This window comes from Tersicoccus phoenicis, from assembly GCF_001968835.1.
In the GTDB taxonomy this organism is placed as follows: domain Bacteria; phylum Actinomycetota; class Actinomycetes; order Actinomycetales; family Micrococcaceae; genus Tersicoccus; species Tersicoccus phoenicis.
On the sequence record NZ_MRDE01000072.1, the window covers coordinates 23,245 to 45,236 of the forward strand.

Genomic DNA, 21,992 nt, shown 5'->3' on the forward strand with positions numbered 1-21,992 from the left:
CCCTCGTGGTCCTTCCGCGCGTTCGGCCTACTTCTTCCGGCCCTGGTTCGCAACGGCCTGGATGGCCTCCGCCGCGGCGTCGGGGTCGAGGTAGGTGCCGCCCGGCTCGACCGGCCGCAAGTCCTCGTCCAGCTCGTAGTGCAGCGGGATGCCGGTGGGGATGTTCAGGCCGGCGATGTCGTCGTCGCTGATCCCGTCCAGGTGCTTGACCATGGCGCGCAGGGAGTTGCCGTGCGCGGTGACGAGCACCTTCTTCCCGGCTCGCAGGTCCGCGCTGATGTCGGACTCCCAGTAGGGCATCAGCCGTTCGAGGACGTCCTTGAGGCACTCGGTGCGCGGCATCTCCGCGCCGAGGTCGGCGTACCGGGGGTCGTGCGCCTGGCTGAACTGGTCGTCGTCGGCGATCGGCGGCGGCGGGGTGTCGTACGACCGGCGCCACAGCATGAACTGGTCCTCGCCGAACTCGGCGAGGGTCTGCGCCTTGTCCTTGCCCTGCAGCGCCCCGTAGTGCCGCTCGTTGAGCCGCCAGTCCCGCTTGACGGGGATCCACAGCCGGTCCGCGACGTCCAGCGCGAGGTCGGCGGTGATGATCGCGCGGCGCAGCAGCGAGGTGTAGAGGACGTCCGGCAGCAGCCCGCGCTGCGCCAGCAGCTCCCCGCCTTGGACGGCCTCGGTGCGTCCCAGGTCGGTGAGCGGGACATCCACCCAGCCGGTGAAGAAGTTCTTCTCGTTCCAGTCGCTCTGCCCGTGACGAAGCAGGATCAGCGTGTACGTCATGGCACTCAGTCTGCCCCACGGCGTGGACGGCGCCAATCGTCACCCGCCTGTGGCATCGGTCACCCGTGGCGTCGGGCGTCCCCGAGGCCCGCGCAGGGTACCGAGGTGCGCAGCAGGCCGGTCGGGACCATCACCAGGGGCACCACCGGCCTTCGCCGGTCAGGCGAGTCGGGTCACCAGGGCCCGTACGGGCCGGTGTTGCCCGTGGTCCCGCGCACGGACTTCAGGGCCGGCCGCACGTCGGCGAGGTACACGCACGCCGCCGTCACGGCGATCAACTGCAGGAAGATCGGCAGCAGTCCCAGACCGATGGGCGGCGGGAGGGCGAGGAACCCGCCGGCTGCGGCGGCTCCGGTCACGCCCAGCCAGAAGCTCTTGGTCCGCTTGAAGGCCCGCTGGAAGTCGGTGGTCTTGTTACGCGCACAGTCGATCAACGCCCACAACTCGATGACGAAGGCGACGAGCGAGAGGATGACGAAGAGGATCGTCTGGGACCACGCGATGAGAGCCACGGGCCCAGTGTATCGGGCGGACCCGACGCCGCGCCGGGAACCGCCCGCGTCGAGTCCGGTCGAGTCGGTCGCCCGGTCGGCGTCGAGTCCGGTCGCCCGGTCGGCGTCAGGCGAGTGCCTGGACCAGATCGGCCCAGAGGTCCTCGGCGTTCTCGATCCCCACCGAGAGACGGAGCAGGTTACCCGGCACGGTCAGGGCCTCGGTCGGGTGCCGGCGTCGCCGTTCGATCAGGGACTCGACGCCTCCGAGCGACGTCGCCGGTATCCACAGCCGGACCCGCTCGGTCAGCTGCTCCGCCGCGAACGTCCCGGCGGCGACCTCGAAGGCGAGGATCGAACCGAACCCGCCCATCTGGGTCTCCGCGCGGGCGTGTCCGGGATCGTCGGGCAGGCCCGGGTAGCGCACCCGACTGACCGCCGGGTGCTCGGCGAGCCGGGCCGCGAGCAGGCGCGCCGTCGCCTCGGACCGCTCCAGCCGGATCGCGAGGGTCCGCAGCCCCCGCAACGCCAGCCAGGCCTCGACCGAACCGGCGATCGCACCCCGCGTCGTCCGCGTCCGCCACAGCCGGGCGCGCAGTTCGACGTCGGAGGTGACCACGGCGCCGAGGATCACGTCCGAGTGCCCGGCGAGGTATTTGGTCACCGAGTGCACGACGACGTCGACGTCGAGGTCGAGGGGCCGCTGCAGCAGGGGGGTGCAGAAGGTGTTGTCGGCGACGACGAGTGCGCCGGCGTCGTGCGCCGCCCGGGTCAGGACCGCGATCTCGGCGATCTCCATCATCGGGTTGGTCGGGCTCTCCAGCCACAGCATCGCGGCTCCGGGCAGCGCCGCGATCACCGCGGCGGTGTCGGCGACGTCCACCTCCACGACGGAGAGCTGGCCGCGGGACTCCGCCTCGTGCGCCGCGACGAGGCTGCCCTGGTAGCTGTGCCGCGGGATGACCAGCGTGCCTCCGGGCGGTAGCAGGCTGAGCGCCGCGTCGACGGCGGCCATCCCGGAGGAGAACAACAGTGCCGGCAGGGAGGCGTGCTCGAGTTGGCCGAGGGCCTCCTCGAACGGCTCCCAGCTCGGATTCTCGGACCGGCCGTAGGAACGGCGCCCGGGTTGCACCGGGCCGACGGAGTGGTACGTCGACGAGAGCACGATCGGCGGGTTGACCGGCGCCTCCTCGACCCGACCGGGTCGGCCGGCGGCGACGACGAGGGTGTCCGGGGCGAACGCCGGGTGGCCGTCCTTGCCGCTCCCCTCTTCTGCGGGCGTCGCGGGGCGCTGGGGTTCTTCCGGTAGTGGCTGCGGGGTGCGGTCGGTCATGCCCGTCAGCCTAGACGTGCCCTGGTCACGTCACGCCTTCCTCCGCGTGACATAGCCACTTCTGCCCGGGAACCGTACTCAAAGAGCCTCCTGCTCGGGCGCGAGCAGCTGACTCACCGCGATCACCGTGCCGGACGCCGTCCCGCGGCCTGCCCTACCGGCGGATGAGTTTGTGCGGGGCGGCCTGCGCCACGGGCTTGACGGTGACCAGGTCCAGGTTGACGTGGTGCGGAAGGGTGACGGCAAAGGCGCACACCTGCGCGACGTCGTCGCTGGTCAGCGGCTTATCGACACCCTCATACACGGCGTCCGCGGCCGCGGCGTCGCCCCCGAGCCGGTTGAGGGAGAACTCGGGAGTGCGCACGAGCCCGGGGGCGATCTCGATCACCCGGACGTTGTGCTCGGCCTCCTCCAGCCGGAGGGCCTCGGTCATGGCGTGCTCGGCGAACTTCGCCGCGTTGTACCCGGCGCCGCCCTCGTAGGCGCGCTGCGCGGCCAGCGACGTCAGGTTCAGCACCGTGCCCTCCCCGTTCGTCCGCAGCGCCGGTAGGAACGCCCGCGTCAGTCGCATGGTGCCGAGGACGTTGACCTCGTACATCCAGGCCCAGTCCTCGTCCGTCGCGTCGGCGACCGGGTCGGTGCCGCGGGCGCCGCCGGAGATGTTCAGCAGCGCATCGACGCGGCCCTGCTCGGCCAGCACCCGGTCCCGCAGGCCGGTCACCGCGGCCTCGACCGTGATGTCGCACGCGGCGGCGATCACGCCGGTCTCCTCCGCGAGCGCGGTCAGCCGGTCCTGGCGGCGGGCGACGGCGTACACGGTCCAGCCCGCCTGACGCAGCCGGCGGGCGGTCGCCTCACCGATGCCGGTGGAGGCGCCGGTGACGACGGCGACCGGAGCGGAGGTGCGCGCGGACGGTGCGGGTTGTGGGTGCGCGGTGCTCTCGATCATGGTCCTCAGCTAATCACGCGCCGGACGCACCTGTACCCGTGGGGCACACCCCAGCCCCACGATCCCTCTCCTGCCCTCCCTCCCCCTGCCCCGTTGAATATCGCCGATCTGGGGTCAAACGGGCCCCGGAACACCAGAACGGCGATATTCAACGCGAAGGAGCAGAGCGCGACGGTCCACGGAAGGGAGGAGGGGTGCAGCGGGCGACGGGGAAGAACGCGGCGCGAACGGTCGGGGGCGGCCGATACGCTGGATCCGTGAGCAGTACCGCGCCGGGCTCGAGCCCGGTTCCCTTCGCCGGCGAGGATGGCCGCACCGACAACGACCCTGCCCCGGCGGGATCGATCGCGCCCGGACCGACACCGGTGGCACCGGGGGCAGCGCCGGAGGGGCGTGGCGTGTTCGTCGCGTTCGAGGGCGGCGACGGGGCCGGCAAGTCCACCCAGGTTCGACTGTTGGCCGACCGGCTGAGGACGGTCGGCCAACGGGTGCTGACCACGCGGGAGCCCGGGGGCACGCCCGTCGGTGAACGGCTGCGGGACCTGGTGCTCGAACCCGGCGACGCCGTCGTCGACCCGCGCACCGAGGCGTTGATCTTCGCGGCCGCCCGTGCCGCGCACGTCGAGCAGGTGATCCGGCCGGCCCTGACCGCGGGCCGCGCCGTCGTCACCGACCGCTACGTCGACTCCTCCGTCGCCTACCAAGGGGCCGGCCGCGGGCTCGGCATCGCCGACGTCGAGGCGATCAACGCGTGGGCGACGGGCGCGTTGCACCCGGACCTGACCGTGTTGCTCGACGTCGAACCCGAGGCCGGTCGGGACCGACGTGCCGACCGCGCCGCCGAGGACCGGATGGAAGCCGAGTCCGACGACTTCCACCGGCTGATCCGCCTGACCTTCCTGCAGCGTGCCGCCGCGGACCCGGTCCGGTACCTGGTCCTGGACGCCACCCTGCCCGTGGCCACGATCGCTCGGCGCGTGGCGGAGCGGGTGCTGACACTGGCCGACGGACCACTTCCGGCCCTGTCGGAAGCCGGTACCGCCGCGGCCCCGGTCGCGGAGGAGAGGGCAGACGTCATCCTTGTACCCGAATCCGTGGCGGAGCACCGGTGAGCGTCTGGGACGAGCTGCAGGGCCAGGCGCCCGTGGTCAGCGCCCTGCGCCGGGCCGCGGGACAGGCCGCTCCGACGCACGCGTGGCTCTTCACCGGGCCGCCCGGTTCCGGCCGGTCCAACGCCGCCCGCGCGTTCGCCGCGGCCCTGCAGTGCGAACAGCCGGCCGTCGTCGACCGCGGCTGCGGACACTGCCGCGCCTGCCACACGGTGCTCGCCGGCACGCACGCCGACGTCACCCGGGTCGCCACCGACAAGGTGACGATCTCGATCGCCGAGGTCAGAGCGTTGATCGCCCGGGCGCAGGACAAACCGTCTTCGGGTCGGTGGCGGATCGTCGTCATCGAGGACGCCGATCGCATGGTGGAGCGGACCACGAACGTGCTGCTCAAAGCCATCGAGGAGCCGCCACCGCGGACGATCTGGATGTTCTGTGCGCCCAGCCCGGCCGACGTCATCGTCACCATCCGGTCCCGGTGCCGGCCCGTCGGACTGCGGATCCCGCCGGTGGACGACGTCGCCGCCCTGCTCACGCGGCGCGACGGCGTCGACGAGGACACCGCCCGCACGGTGGCGCGGATGGCGCAGAGCCACATCGGTGTCGCCCGCCGGCTGGCGCGGGACCCTGCGACGCGGACGCGGCGGGACGAGATCGTCACCCTACCGCTGCGGCTGACGAACGTCAGCGGCGCGGTCCGTGCGGCCGGAACGCTGATGGAGGTCGCCCAGGCCGACGCCGAGGCGGCGAGCGCCGCCCGGAACGCCGCGGAGAAGGCCGAGCTGCTCACCGCCCTGGGCCTGGCCGACGAGGGCAAGGTCCCACCCGCCGTCCGCTCCCAGCTCAAGCACCTGGCGGACGAGCAGAAGCGACGCGCCACCCGCAGTCAACGGGACGCCCTGGATCGGGCGATGACCGACCTGACCACCTTCTACCGGGACGTGCTCGTCCTGCAGCTGGGCGCGCGCAGCGACCTCGTGAACGGTCACCTCGACGCCGCACTGCGGGACTTCGCTGCGGGCAGCTCGCCGGAGACGACGCTGCGCCGGATCGATGCGATCGCTGCGGCTCGCGAACGCCTGGCCGCCAACGTCGCCCCGCTGCTCGCTCTCGAGGCGATGACCGTCAGCCTGATCTCGTGAGGATCCCGATGCGCCACCTGCCCGGCCCGACCTTTCCGTCGGCCCGCCCGGCGAGCCCGCACCACCGGGCGGCGGTGGTGGCGCTGCTGTGCGTCGTCGTCCTGGCCCTGAGCGCGTGCGTGCAGCTGCCCGCGCCGGACGCGGCACCGTCGGCCAACCCGTCGGCGACGGCGGGCACCCCCGACAACCTCCAGACCTACTACACCCAGCAGGCGCAGTGGTCCCGGTGTGAGAACTCCTTCGAGTGTGCCCGCATCACCGTGCCGGTGGACTACGCCCGGCCGAGCGGCGAGACGATCGCCCTGCAGCTCATCCGCAAGCGTGCCAGCGGCAAACGGGTCGGCTCGCTGGTGATGAACCCGGGCGGGCCCGGCGGGTCGGGCTACACCATGGTGCGGGACAACCTCGACCAGGTCACCTCGAAGAAGCTGCGGCAACGGTTCGACATCGTCAGTTTCGACCCGCGCGGCGTCGACCGGTCGGCCGGCATCACCTGCCTGACGGACGAGCAGCGGGACGCCTACCGGCAGGACGACTCGGACCCCGGGACCGCCGCCGGGCTGGCCCGCGCGACCGCGCTGCAGCGGCAACTGGCGGCGGCGTGCCAGCAGAAGAGCGGGCCGGTGCTCGGTCACATGGACACCGTCAGCGCCGCGCGGGACCTGGACATCATCCGCGCCGTCCTCGGCGAGACCACGCTGAACTATCTGGGGTACTCGTACGGCACCCAACTGGGCGCCACCTTCGCGGATCTCTTCCCGGACCGGGCCGGCCGGTTGGTGCTCGACGGCGCGGTCGACCCGGCCCTGAGCAACGAGCAGCTCACCCTCGACCAGGCGCGCGCCTTCGAGACGGCACTGCGCCACTGGGCCGAAGCGTGCACCCGGGCATCGTCCTGTGCGTTCTCCTCCGCCGACGAGGGCATCGCCCTGGTCCGGCAGCTGCTCTCCGACGCCGAACAGAACCCGAGGACGGTCGCGGACGGCCGGAAGGCAACCGTGTCGATACTCGCGTCCGGGCTGATCCTGCCGCTGTACAACGAGCAGAGCTGGGAGGCGCTGAACGTGGCGGTCGCGAACGCCGCCTCCGGCGACGTCGGAGATCTCGTCCGGTTCTCGGACCTCGGCGCGGACCGGAACCAGGACGGCCGGTACACGGCCAACAGCATGCTCGCGTTCCAGGCGGTCACCTGCTTGGACTATCCCGTCCAGACCGATCCGACGGCGATGCGGCGCGACGCCGCGGCGTTGACGAAGGCCTCTCCCACGCTCGGCCGGTACTTCGCTTACGGCGGGCTCTCCTGCGCGTCATGGCCGTTCAAGCCCGTCGGCACGCCGCGCCCGCTGCCGGCGGCCGGGGCGGCGCCGATCGTCGTCATCGGCACCACGGGCGACCCGGCGACGCCGGTCGGCTGGGCCCGGTCGCTCGCGGACCAGTTGGAGAGCGGCCGCCTGATCACCTTCGAGGGCGAGGGGCACACCGCCTACGGGCAGGGCAACACCTGCGTGGTGGGCGCGGTGGACGGATATCTGGTCGACGGCACGGTGCCGCAGGACGGCCTGCGCTGCTGAGGAGCGCGCGGACCCTTCTCCCGTACGCACCGTTTTGCCTGCCCATCGACGCTGCCGTAGAGTGTCGTGGGCGCTGCCGCGCCCGCGCCTCCTTAGCTCAGTCGGTAGAGCGTCTCACTCGTAATGAGAAGGTCGCCAGTTCGATTCTGGCAGGAGGCTCGCACCGAAGACGAGGACCCCCTGACCGGTCAGGTCAGGGGGTCCTCGTCATCCACGGGACGACGGCCGCAGGCCGCGGCCCGCAGGACAGGAGGCGGCTCAGCCGGCGGCCGCGATCACCGGAGCCTGGCGGTGCGACGGAGCGCGGTGGAACGCCGTGGTCAGGTCGGCCAGGGCCCCGAGGTAGGCGCTCCGGCGCCCGGCGGCGAGCTGCGGGCTCGGAGTCGGCTCGGCGCCGGCCGGGTCGTCGGCGTAGTGCACGGCCAGGCCGTCGCGCAGCAGGCGGATCCCCTCCGCCCGACGCTGAGAGACCGCAGCGTGGGTGACACCGAGTTCGGCCGCGACGTCCTTGACCGTCCGGCCCTGCAGGTAGACCGCCTCGACGACGACCCGGACGATCTCCGGCAACGCGTGGACGGCGGCCGCGAGGTAGCGGGAGCGTTCCGCGGCGAGGGTCGCCTCTTCCGGGCCCACGGTAGCGGACGCGACCCGGTCCTCGACCGTCTCGTCGATCGTGGAGACCGTGCGGGCGGCGTCCGCCAGCGCCGCATCCACCTCGGCGCGGGTCGAGCCCAGCGCCGCCGCGATCTCGTCGGAGGTCGGTGTCCGGCCGAGGGACGCCGTGAGCGTTTCCACCACGGCGAGTGTGCTCTTGATCCGTTTTCGCGCCGAACGGGTGGCCCAGTCCGCCGCCCGAAGGTCGTCCAGGAAGGCGCCCTGGATGCGCCGTCGGGCGAAGGCCCCGAAGGGGACGCCCAGTTCTTCGTCGAAGGCGTCGGCGGCAAGCACCAGAGCGAGCGAACCGGCGGCGGCGAGATCGTCGCGCGAGAGGTGAGTGGCTCGCGCGCACAGGTCGGAAACGAGATAGCCGACGAGGGGCAGGTTCTCCACCACCAGCCGGTTACGGCGTTCGATATCCAATTTTCCCCACTTGAGACCAGGGGTCATCCGCTCCCCGCAGCGCGAGGCGTCGTCCGACCTGATGGGAGCCCGTCCGCGGTGCGGCCCGGGCGGCGCCGGGATCAGCCCCCAAGCCGTTCCTGCGCTATGGGTAAAATATCACAAGCTTCAAGTTTTGGGGCGGGCAGTATTTCATGCGTTCGGGTGTTGTCCGGGAAGGCGCGCCGCCGGTGTGTCGTCGCAGGTCGGACGCGAGAGGAGAAACCGTGGTCCCCGCGGATCTGTCCAGCCTCGTGTGGCGCGAGCGGCGCGCACTCGACGGGGTGCTGTTCGCGCTGCAGACGGTGCGGCTGCACCTCGAACACTCCGGGGAACGCTGGCTGGACCGCACGCTCGACCAGTTGCGGCTGGCGGTCGACGCCCTCCGGGTGGCCACGCTCGAACGCACGGTGATGTCCACGGCCGACGGCGAACGCTCCCTGCGGGAGTTGGCCGCGACCGCGGCGGCGCCGCTGGACGGGATCCTGGCCGAGCACCGGGCCGCGATGCGGGAACGCGTGCGAGAGATCGACGCGGAACGGACCCGGGTCCTGACGCTGCTGACGGTGCGGGAAACCACGGGCGCCACTGCCCCGTCCACTGCCGTCGGGCCGGGTCCGGACGTGCGGTCCCCCATCGACCCCCACGCCGGCATCGACGCGGACCTCAGTTCCGCGCTGGCGGCACAGACACGGGTGAGGGCGCGGCTGGCCCTGACCGATCTGGTGCCCTCGGAACTGGGCGACCTGCTGCACTGAGTCCTCCGGCATTGAGTGCTCCGGCGGCCCGGGGGTTCCCCGGCGGTCGCACGATCTCCTGCCGGCCGCGTCGCGATGCCGGTCCGGCCGCCGTCGTGTGTTGCCGACGACCTCAGCCGTGACCCGGAACCGCCGGTAGCTGTCCGAGCAACGTGTGTTCCGTGTCCGTCGATTCCGCGGCGGCCTGCCGGTTGGCGTCGGCGACCGCCGTGAAGATCTCGTGTCGTTTGATCTGCACGTGCCGGGGAGCGTCGATCCCGATCCGGATGCCCTCGCCTCCGCGGTTCTCGAGGAACGTGATCACGATGTCCTCCCCCAGCATGATCTTCTCACCGGGCTTGCGGGTCAGGACCAGCATCGGCGGACTCCCTTCCCTGACTGGCGCGGTGGCGGTCCCGGTGGCGGTCCCGGTGGCGGTGGCGACACGGTGGACCCGGTCACAGGAACGCCCGGGCGGCCGGGCCGCCGTCGACCCAGCCTACCGGTAGGCCGAGATCGTTGACGGTTCCCGGGGTCGCGGTCTCCTGCACACCGACCACGGCGAGTGCGTCGACGGGGACGCGCGATCCGACGCGCCGCGCCCAGGGGGCGATGTCCTCGGGCTTGTGCCTGGCGTCGACGACCAGCCACACCTGGTCCGCACCCAGACCGACTGCGGTGGAGAGTTGAGCGGTCACCTCGGCGCGGGTGCCCAGGCTGGCCGGAGAGCCCAGTCCGTAACCGACCACCGCGCTGGTGCCCGCACGGACGGCGCCCGCGCGGGCGGCGATCGCCGAGCGGGGGGTCTGCACCCGGGGCAGGGTGGGATCCGCACAGGTGCCGGCCGTGTGCAGCTGGCCGCCGGTGGCCGTGGCCATGGTCCGGGCCGCGCCCAGGGCGCGGTCGCCCACTCCGAGGACGAGGACGAGGTCCCCGGCGGCGTCCAGTACCCGGGGCACCGACGGCCCGGGACGCGGCCCGGGGGCAGGGATGTAGCCCTCGTCGCCGTCGAGCCGGGTCAGCAGCGCCGCGAAGTCCCGGCCACGGGTGGCCGGGGTGTCGGCCTCGGGACCGACCGGACCCGACGCCGGGTCCGCGGTCTCCGGGTCCACGGTCTCCGGGTCCGTGGTCTCCGGGTCCGTGGTCTCCGGCTTTGGCTCCGCCCCGGCGCGCAGCAGGTCCTCCTCGTCGTCCGCCGCCGCGAGCAGGGCCGCCAGCCCCGACCGGCCGGTCAGGGCGTGGGCGGCCGCACCGCGCGCCGCGGTCTCCCGGGCAGCCTCCGCGGGATCGGCAACGGCGGTTCCGCCCACCGTCTCGGCGTCGTCGACGATCACGCCGTCGGGCAGCTCGGCGACCACCTCGACGTGCCACCGGCCCAGCAGACCGGCCAGCCCGCCGTCGCGCACCTTGTCGGCCGAGACGAGCCGGGCCGCTCCGCCGTACCGGGTGTGCAGGGTCTCGCGGACCTGTTCGAGCGTGTCACCGCTCAGATGCAAGTGCGGCGCCAAGGCGGACCACTCCGATCGTCTCGATGGTGACCGCGCTCGCGGTCACCTCGCTGTACGACAGCACGGGCACACCCGACGGGGGTGCGGGCAGCAGTCGCCGCAACGCAGGTCGCAGTGCCGGCGCACACACCAGCACTCCCGGCCGTCCGGTCTGTTCGGCGGCGGACACGGCCGCGGTGAAGGCGCCCATGAACGCGTCCAACCGCGGCGCCTCGAGCACCAGCTGGGTGCCGTTCTCTCCCGGCCGCAGGTCGGCCAGCAGGCTCATCTCCAGTGCCGGGTCGAGGGTGATGACCGGCAGGACGCCGCCGTCGGTGTGTTTCTGCACGATCACCGGGCCCAGTGCCTGGCGGGCCGCCTCGATCAGGCTCTCCGGGTCGGTGGACGACCTGGCCCGCAGCGACAGTGCCTCGAGAATGCGCGGCAGGTCGTTGATCGGGACCTGTTCGGCGAGCAGCCCCTGCAGGACGCGGTGCAGCTCCGGCAGGGTGAGCAGCGTCGGGACCAGGCCGTCGACGGCCGCCGGGTGGGCCTCCTTGACCGCGTCGGTGAGCGCCTTGACGTCGTCACTGGAGAGCAGCCGGGACGCGTGTGCGGTCACGATCGCGGACAGGTGCGTGACGATCACCGAGACCCGATCGATCACGGTGGCGCCCGTCATCTCGGCGCTGTGAGCGAGTTCAGCGGGGATCCAGCGGCCGGCCAGCCCGAAGACAGGTTCGACGACGGGGGTGCCCGGTAGGGCGTCGAGGAACTCGCCGAGGGCCAGTACGGACCCGGCCGGGGCGGTGCCGCGGCCGGCGTCGACCCCGGCCACCCGGATCAGGTAGGTCGCCGGGGGCAGCTCCACGCTGTCCCGCGTGCGCACCGGCGGGAGCACCATGCCCAGTTGCATCGCGATCTCCTGCCGCAGCACCTTGACCCGGGACAACAGGTCGTCACCGCCCGCGCCGACCAGGTCGATCAGGTCCGGTGCGAGCAGGATCTCGACCGGTTGGGCGCGCATCTGCCGCATCAGGACCGCCGTCGGGTCGGGTTCCGGCTCGACCTGCGCCTCGGCGTCGACCGGTTCGCCGCGGTCCTTGATCCGGCGGGACGCGACGATCAACACGGCCCCGACGACGAGGAACGGCAGGGGCGGCATGCCGGGGATGAGCGCCATCACGATCGCGCCGATCCCGGCGATGAACAGCGCCGTCCGGGACTGGCCCAGCTGCGCCGACGCGGTCCGCCCGAGGTCGGCCTCCGCGTTGGAGCGGGTGACGATCATGCCGGTGGAGACCGCCATCAGCAGGGCGGGGATCTGGGTGACCAGCCCGTCACCGATGGTGAGCAGGCTGTAGGTGTTGACGGCGTCGAGCAGGGTCTGGCCGCGCTGCAGCATGCCGATCGCCATGCCGCCGATGATGTTGATGACGATGATCACGATGCCGGCGATGGCGTCGCCCTTGACGAACTTGGACGCACCGTCCATCGCGCCGTAGAAGTCGGCCTCCGCCGAGACATCCGCCCGCCGCTCCCGGGCCTGGGTGTCCGTGATCAGCCCCGCGTTCAGGTCCGCGTCGATGGCCATCTGCTTGCCGGGCATCGCGTCCAGGGTGAACCGGGCCCCCACTTCGGCGACCCGCTCGGCGCCCTTGGTGACGACGATGAACTGGATGACGACGAGGATCAGGAACACCACGGCGCCGATGATCAGGGATCCGCCGACGGTCACCGAGCCGAACGCGGCGATCACCTGACCGGCGTGTCCCTGACCGAGGACGAGCCGGGTGGAGGCGACGTTCAGGCCGAGCCGGAACAGGGTGGCCACCAGCAGCAGTGACGGGAACACCGAGAAGTCGAGTGGCTTCTTGACGAACATGCTGGTGAGCAGGATGACGAGCGCCAACAGGATGTTGCAGACGATGAGCACGTCCAGCAGGGGGGCCGGGACCGGCACCACGAGCAGCAGGACGATGCCGACGATACCGACGGGCACCGCCATGCGGAGCAGTCCTCGATTCACGGCCGTACTCCTTCGACAGCGACGGTGGGGATCTCGTGCACGCCGCCGGTGACGCCACGGGCGGCCAGGGCCATGACGAAGGCGAGCACCCCGGCGACGGCCGTGTACAGCTCGAGCGGGATCTCCTGGCCCAGCTCGCACGCGCCGTGCAGGGCGCGGGCGAGCGGGACGTCCTTGACCATGGGCACTCCCTTGTCCGTCGCCTCGGCGCGGATCCGGTCGGCGATCCGGTCGGCACCCTTGGCGACGACCCGGGGGGCGGACCGGCCCGGCTCGTAACGCAGCGCCACGGCCACGTGCGTGGGATTGATCAGCACGACGTCGGCGTCCCCGATCGCCGCGATCATCCGGTTCCGGCTCATCGACATCTGCCGGGCCCGGCGCTGAGAGCGGATCAGCGGGTCGCCCTCACTGGTCTTCGTCTCGTCCTTGACTTCGCGCCTGGTCATCCGGGTCTGTTTGCGGTTGCGGCGGGCGACGACGAGGACGTCGAGGGCGGCGAGCGCCAGACCGGCGACGATCGCGCCCTGCAGCAGCGACACGGCGCCACCACCGGCCGCCGACATCAGGCCCGAGATGGGCAGACCGCCGGCGGTCATCAGCAGGGGGGTGAGGGCCTGGATCGTGAACAGCAACACGATTGCGACGACGCCGGTCTTCAGCAGCGCCTTGGCCCCGCCCCACAGCGCCTGACCGCCGAACATCCGGCCGAACCCGGCGACCAGGTTGAAGTGCTCACCGGTGAGGCGGAACCGGCGCGCGTGGATGCCGCCCTGCAGCACGGATCCGGCGAGCACGGCGGCCACGACAACGGCGAACAGGGGCCCGAGCACACCACCGAGGTCAGCGAACGCGGCGCTCAGCGCGCGGGTCGCCGCCTCCGGATCCGGGTGGGCGATCACCTGCGGGACAACCGCGAGTTGCCGGCGCAGCGCGGTCGTCGCGGCGCTGATCGTCGGCACGACCATGACGGCGGCGGCCCCGACAGCCAACCATGCGGTGGCGTCCTGGGATCTGGCGAGCTTGCCCTTCGAACGGACCTCCCGCATCCGCTTGTCGGTGGCCTGCTCGGTTCTCTCCTGTGCGTCGGCGGCCACGTCACCGCACCCCCGTCAGCACCTGAGCGGCGTCACCGGCGAGGGTGGAGACGACGCGCGGCAGCGCGAGGAACAGGATCGAGCCGAGGGCCAGGGTGAGCAGGATCTTCAGCGGGAAGCCGAGGGAGAACGCGTTCAACGCCGGGGCCACCCGGGTCAGCAGCCCCAGCCCGACGTCGGCCAGGAAGAGGACGACCACCAGGGGACCGGCGATCTGCACCGCGGCGACCATCATGCCGCCCACGGCGTTCGTCATCGCCTCCACCGGCCGGGCCAGGTCCAGTCCGCCCGCCACCGGGACGGCGCCGAAAGAGCCGATCAAGCCGTTCAACACCAGTTGGTAGCCGTCGGAGGCGATCAGCAGGGCGAGCGCCGACATCTGCAGCAACCGGGTGAACTGGGCGCCGTTGACCATCGTCTGCGGGTCGTAGACCTGGGCCAGCTGGAAGCCGCTGAACAGGTCGATCAGTGAGCCGGCGGCCTGCACTGCGGAGAAGATGACGGCCACGAGAAATCCGAGGGCGAACCCGGTGGCGGCCTCGAGCACCAGGCCGGTGGTCAGGGTGACCGCGTCCACCTCGCCGGGCCGGTGGATCCGGCCGGTCACCGCGAGGGCCAGCCCGACGCCGAGCATGGCCTTGATCCGGACGGGGAACGCGGTCGAGGAGAACGGCGGCGCGACCACCAGGAACGCGGTGAATCGCACGGCCGCCAGCGCGAGGGTCTGCAGCCAGGCGAAGTCGAGGGGCAGCGTCATCCGACGGTCCCCGCGAGCAGGCCGGGAAGGCGGTTCATCATGTCCTGCGTGAAGCCGACCATCTCGGTGATCATCCAGTTGCCGCAGATCAGCAGCGCGACGGCGACGGCGATGACCTTCGGCACGAAGGAGAGGGTCATCTCCTGGATCTGGGTGATCGACTGCAGCAGGGAGATGGCCAGCCCGACGACGAGCGCGGTGACGAGGACCGGTGCGGAGAGCTTGGCGGCGATCAGCAGCGACTGCAGGCCGATGTCGAGGACGGCACTGGTGTTCATCCGGTCCCCTGGTAACTCTGCACGAGCGCGGTGATGATCAGGCCCCAGCCGTCGACGAGCACGAACAGCAGGATCTTGAACGGCAGCGAGATGATCACCGGCGGCAGCATCATCATGCCCATCGACATCAGGGCGGCGGACACGACCAGGTCGATGACGAGGAACGGGACGAAGATGACGAAGCCGATGATGAACGCCGCCCGCAGCTCCGAGATCATGAACGCGGGGATCAGCGTCTGCAGCGGCACCGCGGCCGGGGTCGTCGGGTTCTCCAGGCCGGCGGCGCGGGTCATCAGGGCGATGTCCTCCTGCCGGGTGTGCGCGACCATGAAGCTCTGCAGCGGAGCCGAGCCCAGCCGCAGCGCCGTGTCGACGCCGATGGTCCCGTTCAGGTAGGGCTGGATCGCCTCCGTGTTGATCTGCGAGAGCACGGGGAACATGACGAACAGGGAGAGGAACAGCGCCAGACCGGCGAGCACCTGGTTGGGCGGGATACTCGGCAGGGACAATGCGTTCCGGGTCATGGCGAGGACGACGAAGATCTTGGTGAACGACGTCATCATCAGCAGCAGCGCCGGCGCCACCGAGAGCAGCGTGATCCCGACCAGGGTGACCACGGCCGCCGAAGGGGTGCCGTTGGCGCCGTTGATCTGCACGTTCAGCCCTCCGGTGCCCGGGCTGGCCGGGGCTGCGGGAGGGCTGGGGACGGCGGGGGCGGTCGGGGCCGCGTGCACGCCGGCCGCGGAGAGCAGCAGCACCGCGATCACCAGGGCGGCGACCAGTCCGAGCGGGACGAGCACGGACGGGCGGCGGATCCGCCCGGCGGTCACGGCCGTCGCCCGCCGGCGACCCACCGGGCGGCGTCGCGGGCCTGCCGCCAGGTGCCCAGGTCGAGAATGGAGCCGCTGAGCGGGCCCGGCGACAGGGGTGTGCTCGCCGCATGCCGCCCGCGGGGCCGGACGGGCTCGCCGGTGATCGCCTCCGGCCGGGGCGGCCGGCTTCCGGCCCTCGCGGGGACCGTGGCCCCGAGCAGGACGCTGCCGTGGTCGGGATCGCTGATGGACGTGGTGACCGCCGCGGTGCCGGCGGGCAGGTGGAGACCGGCCGCGTCGAGCGAGTCGGAGAAGGCATCCGCGGACCGGCGTCCCCGCACCGCGGAGACGGGCTCCGGGACGGAGAACGGGTGCGCCGTCGCCGCGGCGACGGCCGGAACGGTGACCGGCCGGGTGTCGCTCGAGCGCCTGTCCGCGACCACCGGGGTGGCCGCGGCCGAGCGCGCGGGTGCGGGGGTGCCGCCATCGTCGGTGGCGGTGCCGCGCAGGACGGAGACGCCGTGCTCGGTGACGCCGAGCAGCAGCCGCTGCCCGTCGGCGTCGAGCAGCACGACGGAGGCCTTGTGGCCGACGCCCTGCCGGCTGAGCACGCTGATCGCGGGGGCGGCGGTGCGGACGAGGCTGCCGCGTCGCTTGAGTCGCCGTTGCAGCACCCAGATCAGGCCGAGCACGGCACCGAGGGAGACGAGGACCCGCAGGGCCAGGACGAACGAGTCCATCAGTTCGGCGCCTCGGCGACGTCGAGGATGCGGGTGATGCGCACCCCGTAGTCCTGGTCGACGACGACGACCTCGCCCAGGGCGATCCGCCGCCCGTTGAGCATGATGTCCGCCGGGGCGCCGGCGGAGCGGTCCAGCTCGATGACGTGCCCGGGTTCGAGCGCGAGCGCGTCGATGATCCGCATCCGGGCGCGGCCGATCTCGACGGTCAGGTTCATCTCGACGTCGTTGATCCGGCCCAGCCGGTCCGCGAACGAGGCGTCCAGCACGCCGACCGGACCGGACACCCCGGCGACGGCCGCGCGGACCCGGATCGCGAACCAGCCGAAGACGGCCAGCCCGTCGGAGAGCTCGAAGATCTCGGTCTGGGGGTCGAGCAGCAGGTCGGTGGCGTCCGTCTCGGTCAGGTCGGAGAGCGCCCCCGGGGCGAACGGTTCGACGGCGTGTTCCAGGGCGGGCCGCAGCACGTCGGTGGCCTGAACCAGGTCCCCGGCACCGGCGCCGGCCGCGGCGGCCAGGAAGGCGGTGTCGCGCAGCAGCACGGCCAGGTCGACGGTGTCGGCGCCGACGTGGCCGGCGGTCACCGCGCGGGCGGCAACGGCGAGCGCGGCACCGGCGTCGGTGCGGCCGCTCACGGCCAGACCGGGGTGCGGCAGGTAGGCGGCCAGCAGGTCGGCGGCCTGGGCGCCGGTGGTGGTGACGGTCAACGCGGGTTCTCCTCGGTGCTGGTGATCAGGGCGCCGGTGCGGGCGCCCGTGCGGGTGACGGTGGCACCGGCGAGGGGGACGCCGTCGACGGTCACCCGAAAGGGCTGGTGCGTCCCGTGCGGGAGCATCACGGTGTCGCCGACCGCGAGCCGGAGCACCTCGTGGCTGGTCACCGCGCGCGGGGCGAGCGACACGGCCAGGTTCAGCGGCACCTCGGCGAGCTGGGCGCGCACCTGCGCGGCGCCGTCGTCGGCGACGACGGTCGGGTTGACGGCGCCGAGTCGCGGCAGCAGCGCTGACGCGGGCAGCACCACGGTGGCCGGTGCGGCACTGTGGGCCACGCGGACGATGAACGTCGCCACGACCATCACGTCGCCGGGTGCGGCGGCCTGCGCGAACTGGGGGTGGTGCTGGATCGATTCGACGCGGGAGGAGCCCGGCAGCAGGTGCCCGAGTGAGTAGTGCAGGTCCTCCAGCGCCTCGTTGATCAGCCGTTGCACGAGTTCCTTCTCGACCGGGGTGAAGATCCGGTCGCCGTCCTGCCGTTCCCCCGTGCCGCCGAGCATCCGGGCGATCCAGCCCAGGGCGGCGGCCGTCGGGAACTGGACGATGATCGTGTCCTCGCTGTCCACCGGGACGCACAGCACCATCGCCGTCGTCGCGGGCAGACTCGCCACGTACTCGTCGTAGGTCTGCATGATCAGGGACTGCAGGGCAACCGTGGAGGTGACCCGCACCCGGGCCGTCAGTTGCGTGCCCCACTGCCGGGCGAACGTCTCGAACCCGAGCTCGAGGATCCGGCTGTGCCGACGGGCCAGGGTGGTGGGCCGACGGAAGTCGTAGACCGCCACCGACCGGTCCTTGACCGGCACCTCCGCTTCCTGCACGCTCACGCCCGTGACTATCGGCGCAGATCGGGCCCGGGTAAGGGCGGGGCGGGCGAGCAGGCCCGGGGTCAGCGTCCGGCGCCGCCGGATGCGCTCGCGGTGCCGCCGGCCGGCAACAGTTTCCGCACGGCCTCGGGCTGGTCGGACAGGAGCACGATGTCGACGCGCCGGTTCTGCTCGTGTTCGGCCGGGGTGCGGCCGGGGGTGAGCGGGCGGGAGGACCCGAATCCGGTGGCGCGGATCACGGTCGCCGGGACGCCGTCGCCCTCCACCAGGCGGCGCAACACGGTCGTGGCGCGCGCGGTGGAGAGCTCCCACACCGACGGGTAGGCGGTGAGCAGGTTGGCGGTGTGCCCCTCGACCGAGATCTGCTTGCCCGACGAGGTGAGAGTCGGAGCGATCGCGTCCAGGACCCGCTCCGCGTGCCGGTTGAGGTCGGCACTGTCCGGCTGGAAGAACGTCTGCGCCCCGACCAGGCGCACCGTCAGCCCGCGGGAGTCGATGCTCATCTGCACGTTCCCGGCGAGACCCGCCGCGTCGAGCCGCTGCTGCATCTGTTGCTTCAGGCCGGTCAACTTCTTCGTCTCCGCGACGGCGAGCGCCTGATTGCCGCTGAAGCCCTCCGCGTTCTTCCCGGCGTCCTCCGCGCGCACGACGGTGCCCTCGGCCGTGTCGACGCTGGTGGAGACGGTGGTGCCGAAACCGGTGGCCAGGGAGTTGCGCAGCTTCTCGAACTTGGCCTGGTCGACGGTGGACATCGCGTACAGCACGATGAACATGCACATGAGCACGGTGACCATGTCCATGTAGGACGCCATCCACCGCTCGTCGACGTGGTGCTCCGCCGTCTCCTGCGTCGGGCGCCGCCGACGTCGGGCGCTCACGCCGCGTCCAGGCTGAGCGAGTCGGCGGCGCCCGACCCGGGCTGCGCCCCTGCCGACTTCGCCTTGCCGTTCTTGCGCTGGGTGACCGGCACCATGGCCTTGAGCCGCTCGGCGAGCAGCAGCGGCTGGGTGCCGGACTGGACGGCGAGGACGCCTTCCATCAGGAGATTCATCCGCTCGCCCTCGAGTTCGGCCAGCCGGTTGAGGCGGGCGGAGAGCGGGAGCCAGATGAAGTTGGCCGAGAGCAGTCCCCACAGGGTGGCCACGAACGCGCTGGCGATCATCTCCCCGAGCTGCTCGGGTTTCGACAGGTTCTCCAGGACGTGGGTGAGGGAGATGACGGTGCCGACGATGCCGATGGTGGGGGCGTAGCCGCCGAGTGCGGAGAAGAACCTGGCGTCGGTCCGGTCGGACCGGGACCGGGTGGCGATTTCGTCCTCGAGCAGGACCCGCAGCTCCTCCGGGTCCGTTCCGTCGGCGATGTTCTGCAGCGCGCCCGCGAGGAACGGGTCCGTGGCGTCGGAGGCCTCGGACTCGAGCGCGAGCAGGCCGTCGGCGCGGGCCTTCTCGGCCAGGCCGATGATCGTGTCGATGCTCCGCTGCGGCGGTGTAGTGCGGCCGATCAGGGCCCGCGGGATCGCCGCGAACGCGTGCAGGCTGTCCTTGAGGGTGTTGCCGGCGAGCCCGACGGCGATGGTGGCACCGAACACGAGGATCATCGGGGCCGGCAGCAGCAAGGAGGTGATCGAGGCACCCTCGAGGGTGACCATCGCGAAGACGGAACCGAAGGCGAGCACCAGGCCGAGCAGGGTGGCGGGATCCAAAGGTGCTCCTCGTGCTGGTGCTGTCGTGCGGTGTGCGGGCCGGTGCGGCGGTACCCGATCAGGGTGCCGGATGCAGGACGTCGGGTACCACGCCGACGGGCAGGTCGGTGCCGGGGATCGCGGTGACGACGGCCACCGGGTCCGGGGTGCGGCCGGGGCCGGCCACCGAGTCCGGTACGAGGCTCAGCCGCGGGGCTTCCCCGTCGCTGAGCGCGCGGGCGGTCGCGACCACCCGGGCCCGGTAGCGGGCGATCAGGTCGATGACGGTGTCCATCGGCTCGGAGACCACGTACGTGGTGCCGTCGACCATGACCAGATACGTGTCGGGGCTGGCGTGGACCCGCTCGATCAGATCGGGATTCACCGCGAAGCGGGTCCCGTTCAACCGGGTGACGACGATCATGGGTGCGGTTCCTGGTCCGTGGCTGGGGCGGCGTCCGGTCGGGCGCGTCACCGATCACTGTCGGCAGCCCGGGGCCCTGCGGTAAGGCCGACGCGCCGTCCTGCACGAAGCCGCCGACGCCACGACCGTCCCGCCGCTGGTCAGCGCTTGAGCTCGACGAGTTCCTGCAGCACCTGGTCCGACGTGGTGACGATCCGGGCGTTGGCCTGGAAGCCGCGCTGCGCGACGATCAGGTTGGTGAACTGCTGGGAAAGGTCGACGTTGGACATCTCCAGCTGGCCGCCGGAGAGGCTGCCGAAACCACCGGAGCCGGCGGTGCCGAGTTGCGGCGCCCCGGAGTTGGCGGTCGGCTGGTAGGCGGTGCCACCGACCTTCTCCAGGCCCGCGGGGTTGGTGAAGCGGGCGAGCGCGACCTGGCCGATGACGTGTTTGCCGCCGTTGCTGAACGATCCGACGAGCGTGCCGTCCGCACCGAGGCTGAAGGACTGCAGGGTGCCGGCCGCCGATCCGTCGACGGCGCTGCCGGTCACGGTGTTCACCCCGGCGTAGCCGGTCAGTTCGGTCATGTCGACGGTGACCCCGCCCACGGTCAGCGGGCCGGCCGGCTGCAGGCGTCCACCGGACAGGGTGAGGTTCGCCGAGCCGGTCCCCCCGTTGCCGTCCGCGCCGGCGATGCTCCAGCCGCCTGCGGTCCGGGTGAGGGTGAGGGTGAGCGTCCGGGCGGCACCGAGCGCGTCGAAGACGCGGACGTCCTTCGTCGTCGACTGCCCCACGGCCGTCTCCGCCGACAGGTTGCCCTCGAGCTTGGCCTGCGTCGTCGCGCTGGCCGGCATGGTCAGCGTCCGCGGGACCGTCATCGCGGTGGGCTGGGCCCCGGTGATGACGTTGCCGTTGGCGTCGGCGGTCCAGCCCTGCAGGATCGAGCCGTCGGGGCTGACCAACCGTCCCATGCCGTCGAAGTCGAAAGCACCGGCGCGGGTGTAGGTGGTGGCACCGGCCTTGTCGGTGACGAAGAATCCGTCGCCGGAGATCATCATGTCCGTCGCCCGGCCGGTGGACTGGGCGGAGCCCGGCGTGAAGTCGGTGGTGACGGCGGCGACCTTCACGCCGAGGCCCACCTGGGCGGGGTTGGTGCCCCCGGTCTCGGCCTGCGGTCCGCCGGCGGCCTGGGTCAGCTGGGACAGGGTGTCCTGGAACTGGGTGGTGGATGCCTTGAACCCGGTGGAGTTGGCGTTGGCGATGTTGTTGCCGGTGACGTCCAGCATCGTCTGGTGCGCGCGCAGGCCGGAGATGCCGGAGTAGAGGGAGCGGAGCATGGTGGCGCCTTTCGTGCGGAGGGACCGGCCGTGGCGGCTGGTCGCCGTGGGTGGTGAGGTGACGGGTGGAGTGCGGGTCGGGCGTGGCGGGTACGGGGCGAGCGGGATGCGGTTCAGCGCCCGACGCCGAGCACGTCGGCGTAGCGGACGCGGGTGCCGCCGATGGTCAATGTGGGGTCGGCACCCTTCTGGGTGTCGGAGCCGGCGTAGGTGACGCCGTCCACGATGCCGGTGGTCGTGGTGCCGTCGGCGGCACGGTAGGACACGGACGCGCCCACCAGTGCGGCGGACGCGGCGCGGACCTGGGTGTCCCGGGCGGTGGTGGTGTCCTCGGCCAGTTGGGTGAGCTTCTCCATCATCGACAACTGGGTGGTCTGGTTGATCATCTGACCGGTGTCCATGGGGGAGCTCGGGTCCTGGTTCTTCAGCTGGGTCACGAGCAAGGACATGAAGACCTCCGAGCCCATGGTCTGCACCGGGGTGCGCGGCGTCGCTGTTGTAGTGGTGGCGCCGGTGGCGCCGCCGGTGCCGGTGACGGAGTCGATCGGCATGGTGCTCCTTGCT

24 protein-coding genes and 1 tRNA gene are annotated in these 21,992 nt (G+C 72.0%); 5 read left to right on the plus strand and 20 right to left on the minus strand.

The features are described 5' to 3' along the window. Nucleotides 1-27 precede the first annotated feature (27 nt). The 4 genes from BKD30_RS11225 to BKD30_RS11240 all read right to left on the minus strand — a co-directional run bounded on the left by BKD30_RS11225 (nucleotide 28) and on the right by BKD30_RS11240 (nucleotide 3,550). Nucleotides 28-777, minus strand: a complete 750-nt coding sequence (locus BKD30_RS11225; RefSeq protein ID WP_076704710.1) for a phosphoglyceromutase — start codon at nucleotides 775-777, stop codon at nucleotides 28-30. Between the two features lie 173 nt (nucleotides 778-950). After that, nucleotides 951-1,289, minus strand: coding sequence for a DUF2516 family protein (locus BKD30_RS11230; RefSeq protein ID WP_076704712.1), 339 nt, complete (start codon nucleotides 1,287-1,289; stop codon nucleotides 951-953). Between the two features lie 106 nt (nucleotides 1,290-1,395). Continuing rightward, nucleotides 1,396-2,601, minus strand: coding sequence for a trans-sulfuration enzyme family protein (locus BKD30_RS11235; protein ID WP_076704714.1), 1,206 nt, complete (start codon nucleotides 2,599-2,601; stop codon nucleotides 1,396-1,398). A 154-nt stretch (nucleotides 2,602-2,755) separates the two neighbouring features. Then, a complete protein-coding gene (locus BKD30_RS11240; RefSeq protein WP_076704716.1) occupies nucleotides 2,756-3,550 on the minus strand; it encodes an SDR family oxidoreductase in 795 nt (264 codons plus the stop codon). Nucleotides 3,551-3,915: 365 nt separating this feature from the next. Here BKD30_RS11240 and tmk point away from each other — a divergent pair, with 365 nt between their 5' ends. The 4 genes from tmk to BKD30_RS11260 all read left to right on the plus strand — a co-directional run bounded on the left by tmk (nucleotide 3,916) and on the right by BKD30_RS11260 (nucleotide 7,531). Continuing rightward, nucleotides 3,916-4,662, plus strand: a complete 747-nt coding sequence (gene tmk, locus BKD30_RS11245; RefSeq protein WP_083956429.1) for a dTMP kinase — start codon at nucleotides 3,916-3,918, stop codon at nucleotides 4,660-4,662. Further along, complete coding sequence (locus BKD30_RS11250) at nucleotides 4,659-5,801, plus strand: DNA polymerase III subunit delta' (RefSeq protein ID WP_076704719.1); 1,143 nt, start codon at nucleotides 4,659-4,661, stop codon at nucleotides 5,799-5,801. The genes tmk and BKD30_RS11250 overlap by 4 nt, the downstream gene beginning before the upstream one ends. Continuing rightward, nucleotides 5,798-7,372, plus strand: coding sequence for an alpha/beta hydrolase (locus tag BKD30_RS11255; protein ID WP_235861648.1), 1,575 nt, complete (start codon nucleotides 5,798-5,800; stop codon nucleotides 7,370-7,372). Before BKD30_RS11250 ends, BKD30_RS11255 begins: the two co-directional genes overlap by 4 nt. An 86-nt stretch (nucleotides 7,373-7,458) precedes the next feature. Next, a tRNA-Thr gene (locus BKD30_RS11260) sits at nucleotides 7,459-7,531 on the plus strand. A 99-nt stretch (nucleotides 7,532-7,630) separates the two neighbouring features. Here the strand turns inward: BKD30_RS11260 and BKD30_RS11265 are convergent. Beyond that, entirely contained in the window at nucleotides 7,631-8,452 is an 822-nt protein-coding gene (locus tag BKD30_RS11265) for a sigma-70 family RNA polymerase sigma factor (RefSeq protein WP_076704721.1), read from the minus strand. A gap of 245 nt (nucleotides 8,453-8,697) precedes the next feature. On the opposite strand from BKD30_RS11265, the gene BKD30_RS11270 reads away from it, so the two are divergent. Continuing rightward, nucleotides 8,698-9,228, plus strand: coding sequence for a hypothetical protein (locus BKD30_RS11270; RefSeq protein ID WP_076704722.1), 531 nt, complete (start codon nucleotides 8,698-8,700; stop codon nucleotides 9,226-9,228). A 112-nt stretch (nucleotides 9,229-9,340) separates the two neighbouring features. Here the strand turns inward: BKD30_RS11270 and BKD30_RS11275 are convergent, their stop codons facing one another. From BKD30_RS11275 to BKD30_RS11345, 15 genes are all read right to left on the minus strand, one after another. After that, nucleotides 9,341-9,586, minus strand: a complete 246-nt coding sequence (locus tag BKD30_RS11275) for a carbon storage regulator (RefSeq protein ID WP_076704723.1) — start codon at nucleotides 9,584-9,586, stop codon at nucleotides 9,341-9,343. A gap of 79 nt (nucleotides 9,587-9,665) precedes the next feature. Then, nucleotides 9,666-10,715 (minus strand): hypothetical protein, encoded by a 1,050-nt coding sequence (locus BKD30_RS11280; RefSeq protein WP_076704724.1) that lies wholly within the window; start codon nucleotides 10,713-10,715, stop codon nucleotides 9,666-9,668. Continuing rightward, nucleotides 10,687-12,702: a flagellar biosynthesis protein FlhA gene (locus BKD30_RS11285; RefSeq protein ID WP_076704725.1), complete on the minus strand. Its 2,016-nt coding sequence runs from the start codon at nucleotides 12,700-12,702 to the stop codon at nucleotides 10,687-10,689. The genes BKD30_RS11280 and BKD30_RS11285 overlap by 29 nt, the downstream gene beginning before the upstream one ends. Before the next feature lie 17 nt (nucleotides 12,703-12,719). Next, on the minus strand, nucleotides 12,720-13,820 hold the full coding sequence (locus tag BKD30_RS11290) for an EscU/YscU/HrcU family type III secretion system export apparatus switch protein (RefSeq protein ID WP_083956362.1): 1,101 nt from the start codon (nucleotides 13,818-13,820) through the stop codon (nucleotides 12,720-12,722). A 1-nt stretch (nucleotide 13,821) separates the two neighbouring features. Next, entirely contained in the window at nucleotides 13,822-14,577 is a 756-nt protein-coding gene (locus tag BKD30_RS11295) for a flagellar biosynthetic protein FliR (RefSeq protein WP_076704727.1), read from the minus strand. Beyond that, nucleotides 14,574-14,855 carry a flagellar biosynthesis protein FliQ gene (gene fliQ, locus BKD30_RS11300; protein WP_076704729.1) on the minus strand — a complete coding sequence of 94 codons (282 nt, stop codon included), beginning with the start codon at nucleotides 14,853-14,855 and terminating at the stop codon, nucleotides 14,574-14,576. The genes BKD30_RS11295 and fliQ overlap by 4 nt, the downstream gene beginning before the upstream one ends. Further along, nucleotides 14,852-15,685, minus strand: a complete 834-nt coding sequence (fliP, locus tag BKD30_RS11305; protein WP_076704951.1) for a flagellar type III secretion system pore protein FliP — start codon at nucleotides 15,683-15,685, stop codon at nucleotides 14,852-14,854. Before fliP ends, fliQ begins: the two co-directional genes overlap by 4 nt. Further along, nucleotides 15,682-16,407, minus strand: coding sequence for a FliO/MopB family protein (locus BKD30_RS11310; RefSeq protein WP_076704731.1), 726 nt, complete (start codon nucleotides 16,405-16,407; stop codon nucleotides 15,682-15,684). The genes fliP and BKD30_RS11310 overlap by 4 nt, the downstream gene beginning before the upstream one ends. Further along, a complete protein-coding gene (gene fliN / locus BKD30_RS11315; protein ID WP_076704732.1) occupies nucleotides 16,407-17,114 on the minus strand; it encodes a flagellar motor switch protein FliN in 708 nt (235 codons plus the stop codon). Before fliN ends, BKD30_RS11310 begins: the two co-directional genes overlap by 1 nt. After that, the gene (locus BKD30_RS11320; RefSeq protein WP_235861651.1) at nucleotides 17,111-18,007 is read right to left on the minus strand and encodes a flagellar motor switch protein FliM; all 897 of its coding nucleotides are present in this window, start codon (nucleotides 18,005-18,007) and stop codon (nucleotides 17,111-17,113) included. The genes fliN and BKD30_RS11320 overlap by 4 nt, the downstream gene beginning before the upstream one ends. Nucleotides 18,008-18,069: 62 nt before the next feature. Then, entirely contained in the window at nucleotides 18,070-18,885 is an 816-nt protein-coding gene (locus tag BKD30_RS11325; protein WP_076704733.1) for an OmpA/MotB family protein, read from the minus strand. Then, complete coding sequence (locus BKD30_RS11330; RefSeq protein WP_076704734.1) at nucleotides 18,882-19,709, minus strand: motility protein A; 828 nt, start codon at nucleotides 19,707-19,709, stop codon at nucleotides 18,882-18,884. The genes BKD30_RS11325 and BKD30_RS11330 overlap by 4 nt, the downstream gene beginning before the upstream one ends. Nucleotides 19,710-19,767: 58 nt before the next feature. Beyond that, nucleotides 19,768-20,112: a flagellar FlbD family protein gene (locus tag BKD30_RS15650; RefSeq protein WP_083956364.1), complete on the minus strand. Its 345-nt coding sequence runs from the start codon at nucleotides 20,110-20,112 to the stop codon at nucleotides 19,768-19,770. Between the two features lie 140 nt (nucleotides 20,113-20,252). Further along, on the minus strand, nucleotides 20,253-21,428 hold the full coding sequence (locus BKD30_RS11340) for a flagellar hook protein FlgE (protein WP_076704735.1): 1,176 nt from the start codon (nucleotides 21,426-21,428) through the stop codon (nucleotides 20,253-20,255). Between the two features lie 113 nt (nucleotides 21,429-21,541). Beyond that, nucleotides 21,542-21,979, minus strand: coding sequence for a flagellar hook assembly protein FlgD (locus tag BKD30_RS11345; RefSeq protein ID WP_076704736.1), 438 nt, complete (start codon nucleotides 21,977-21,979; stop codon nucleotides 21,542-21,544). Nucleotides 21,980-21,992: the final 13 nt, after the last annotated feature.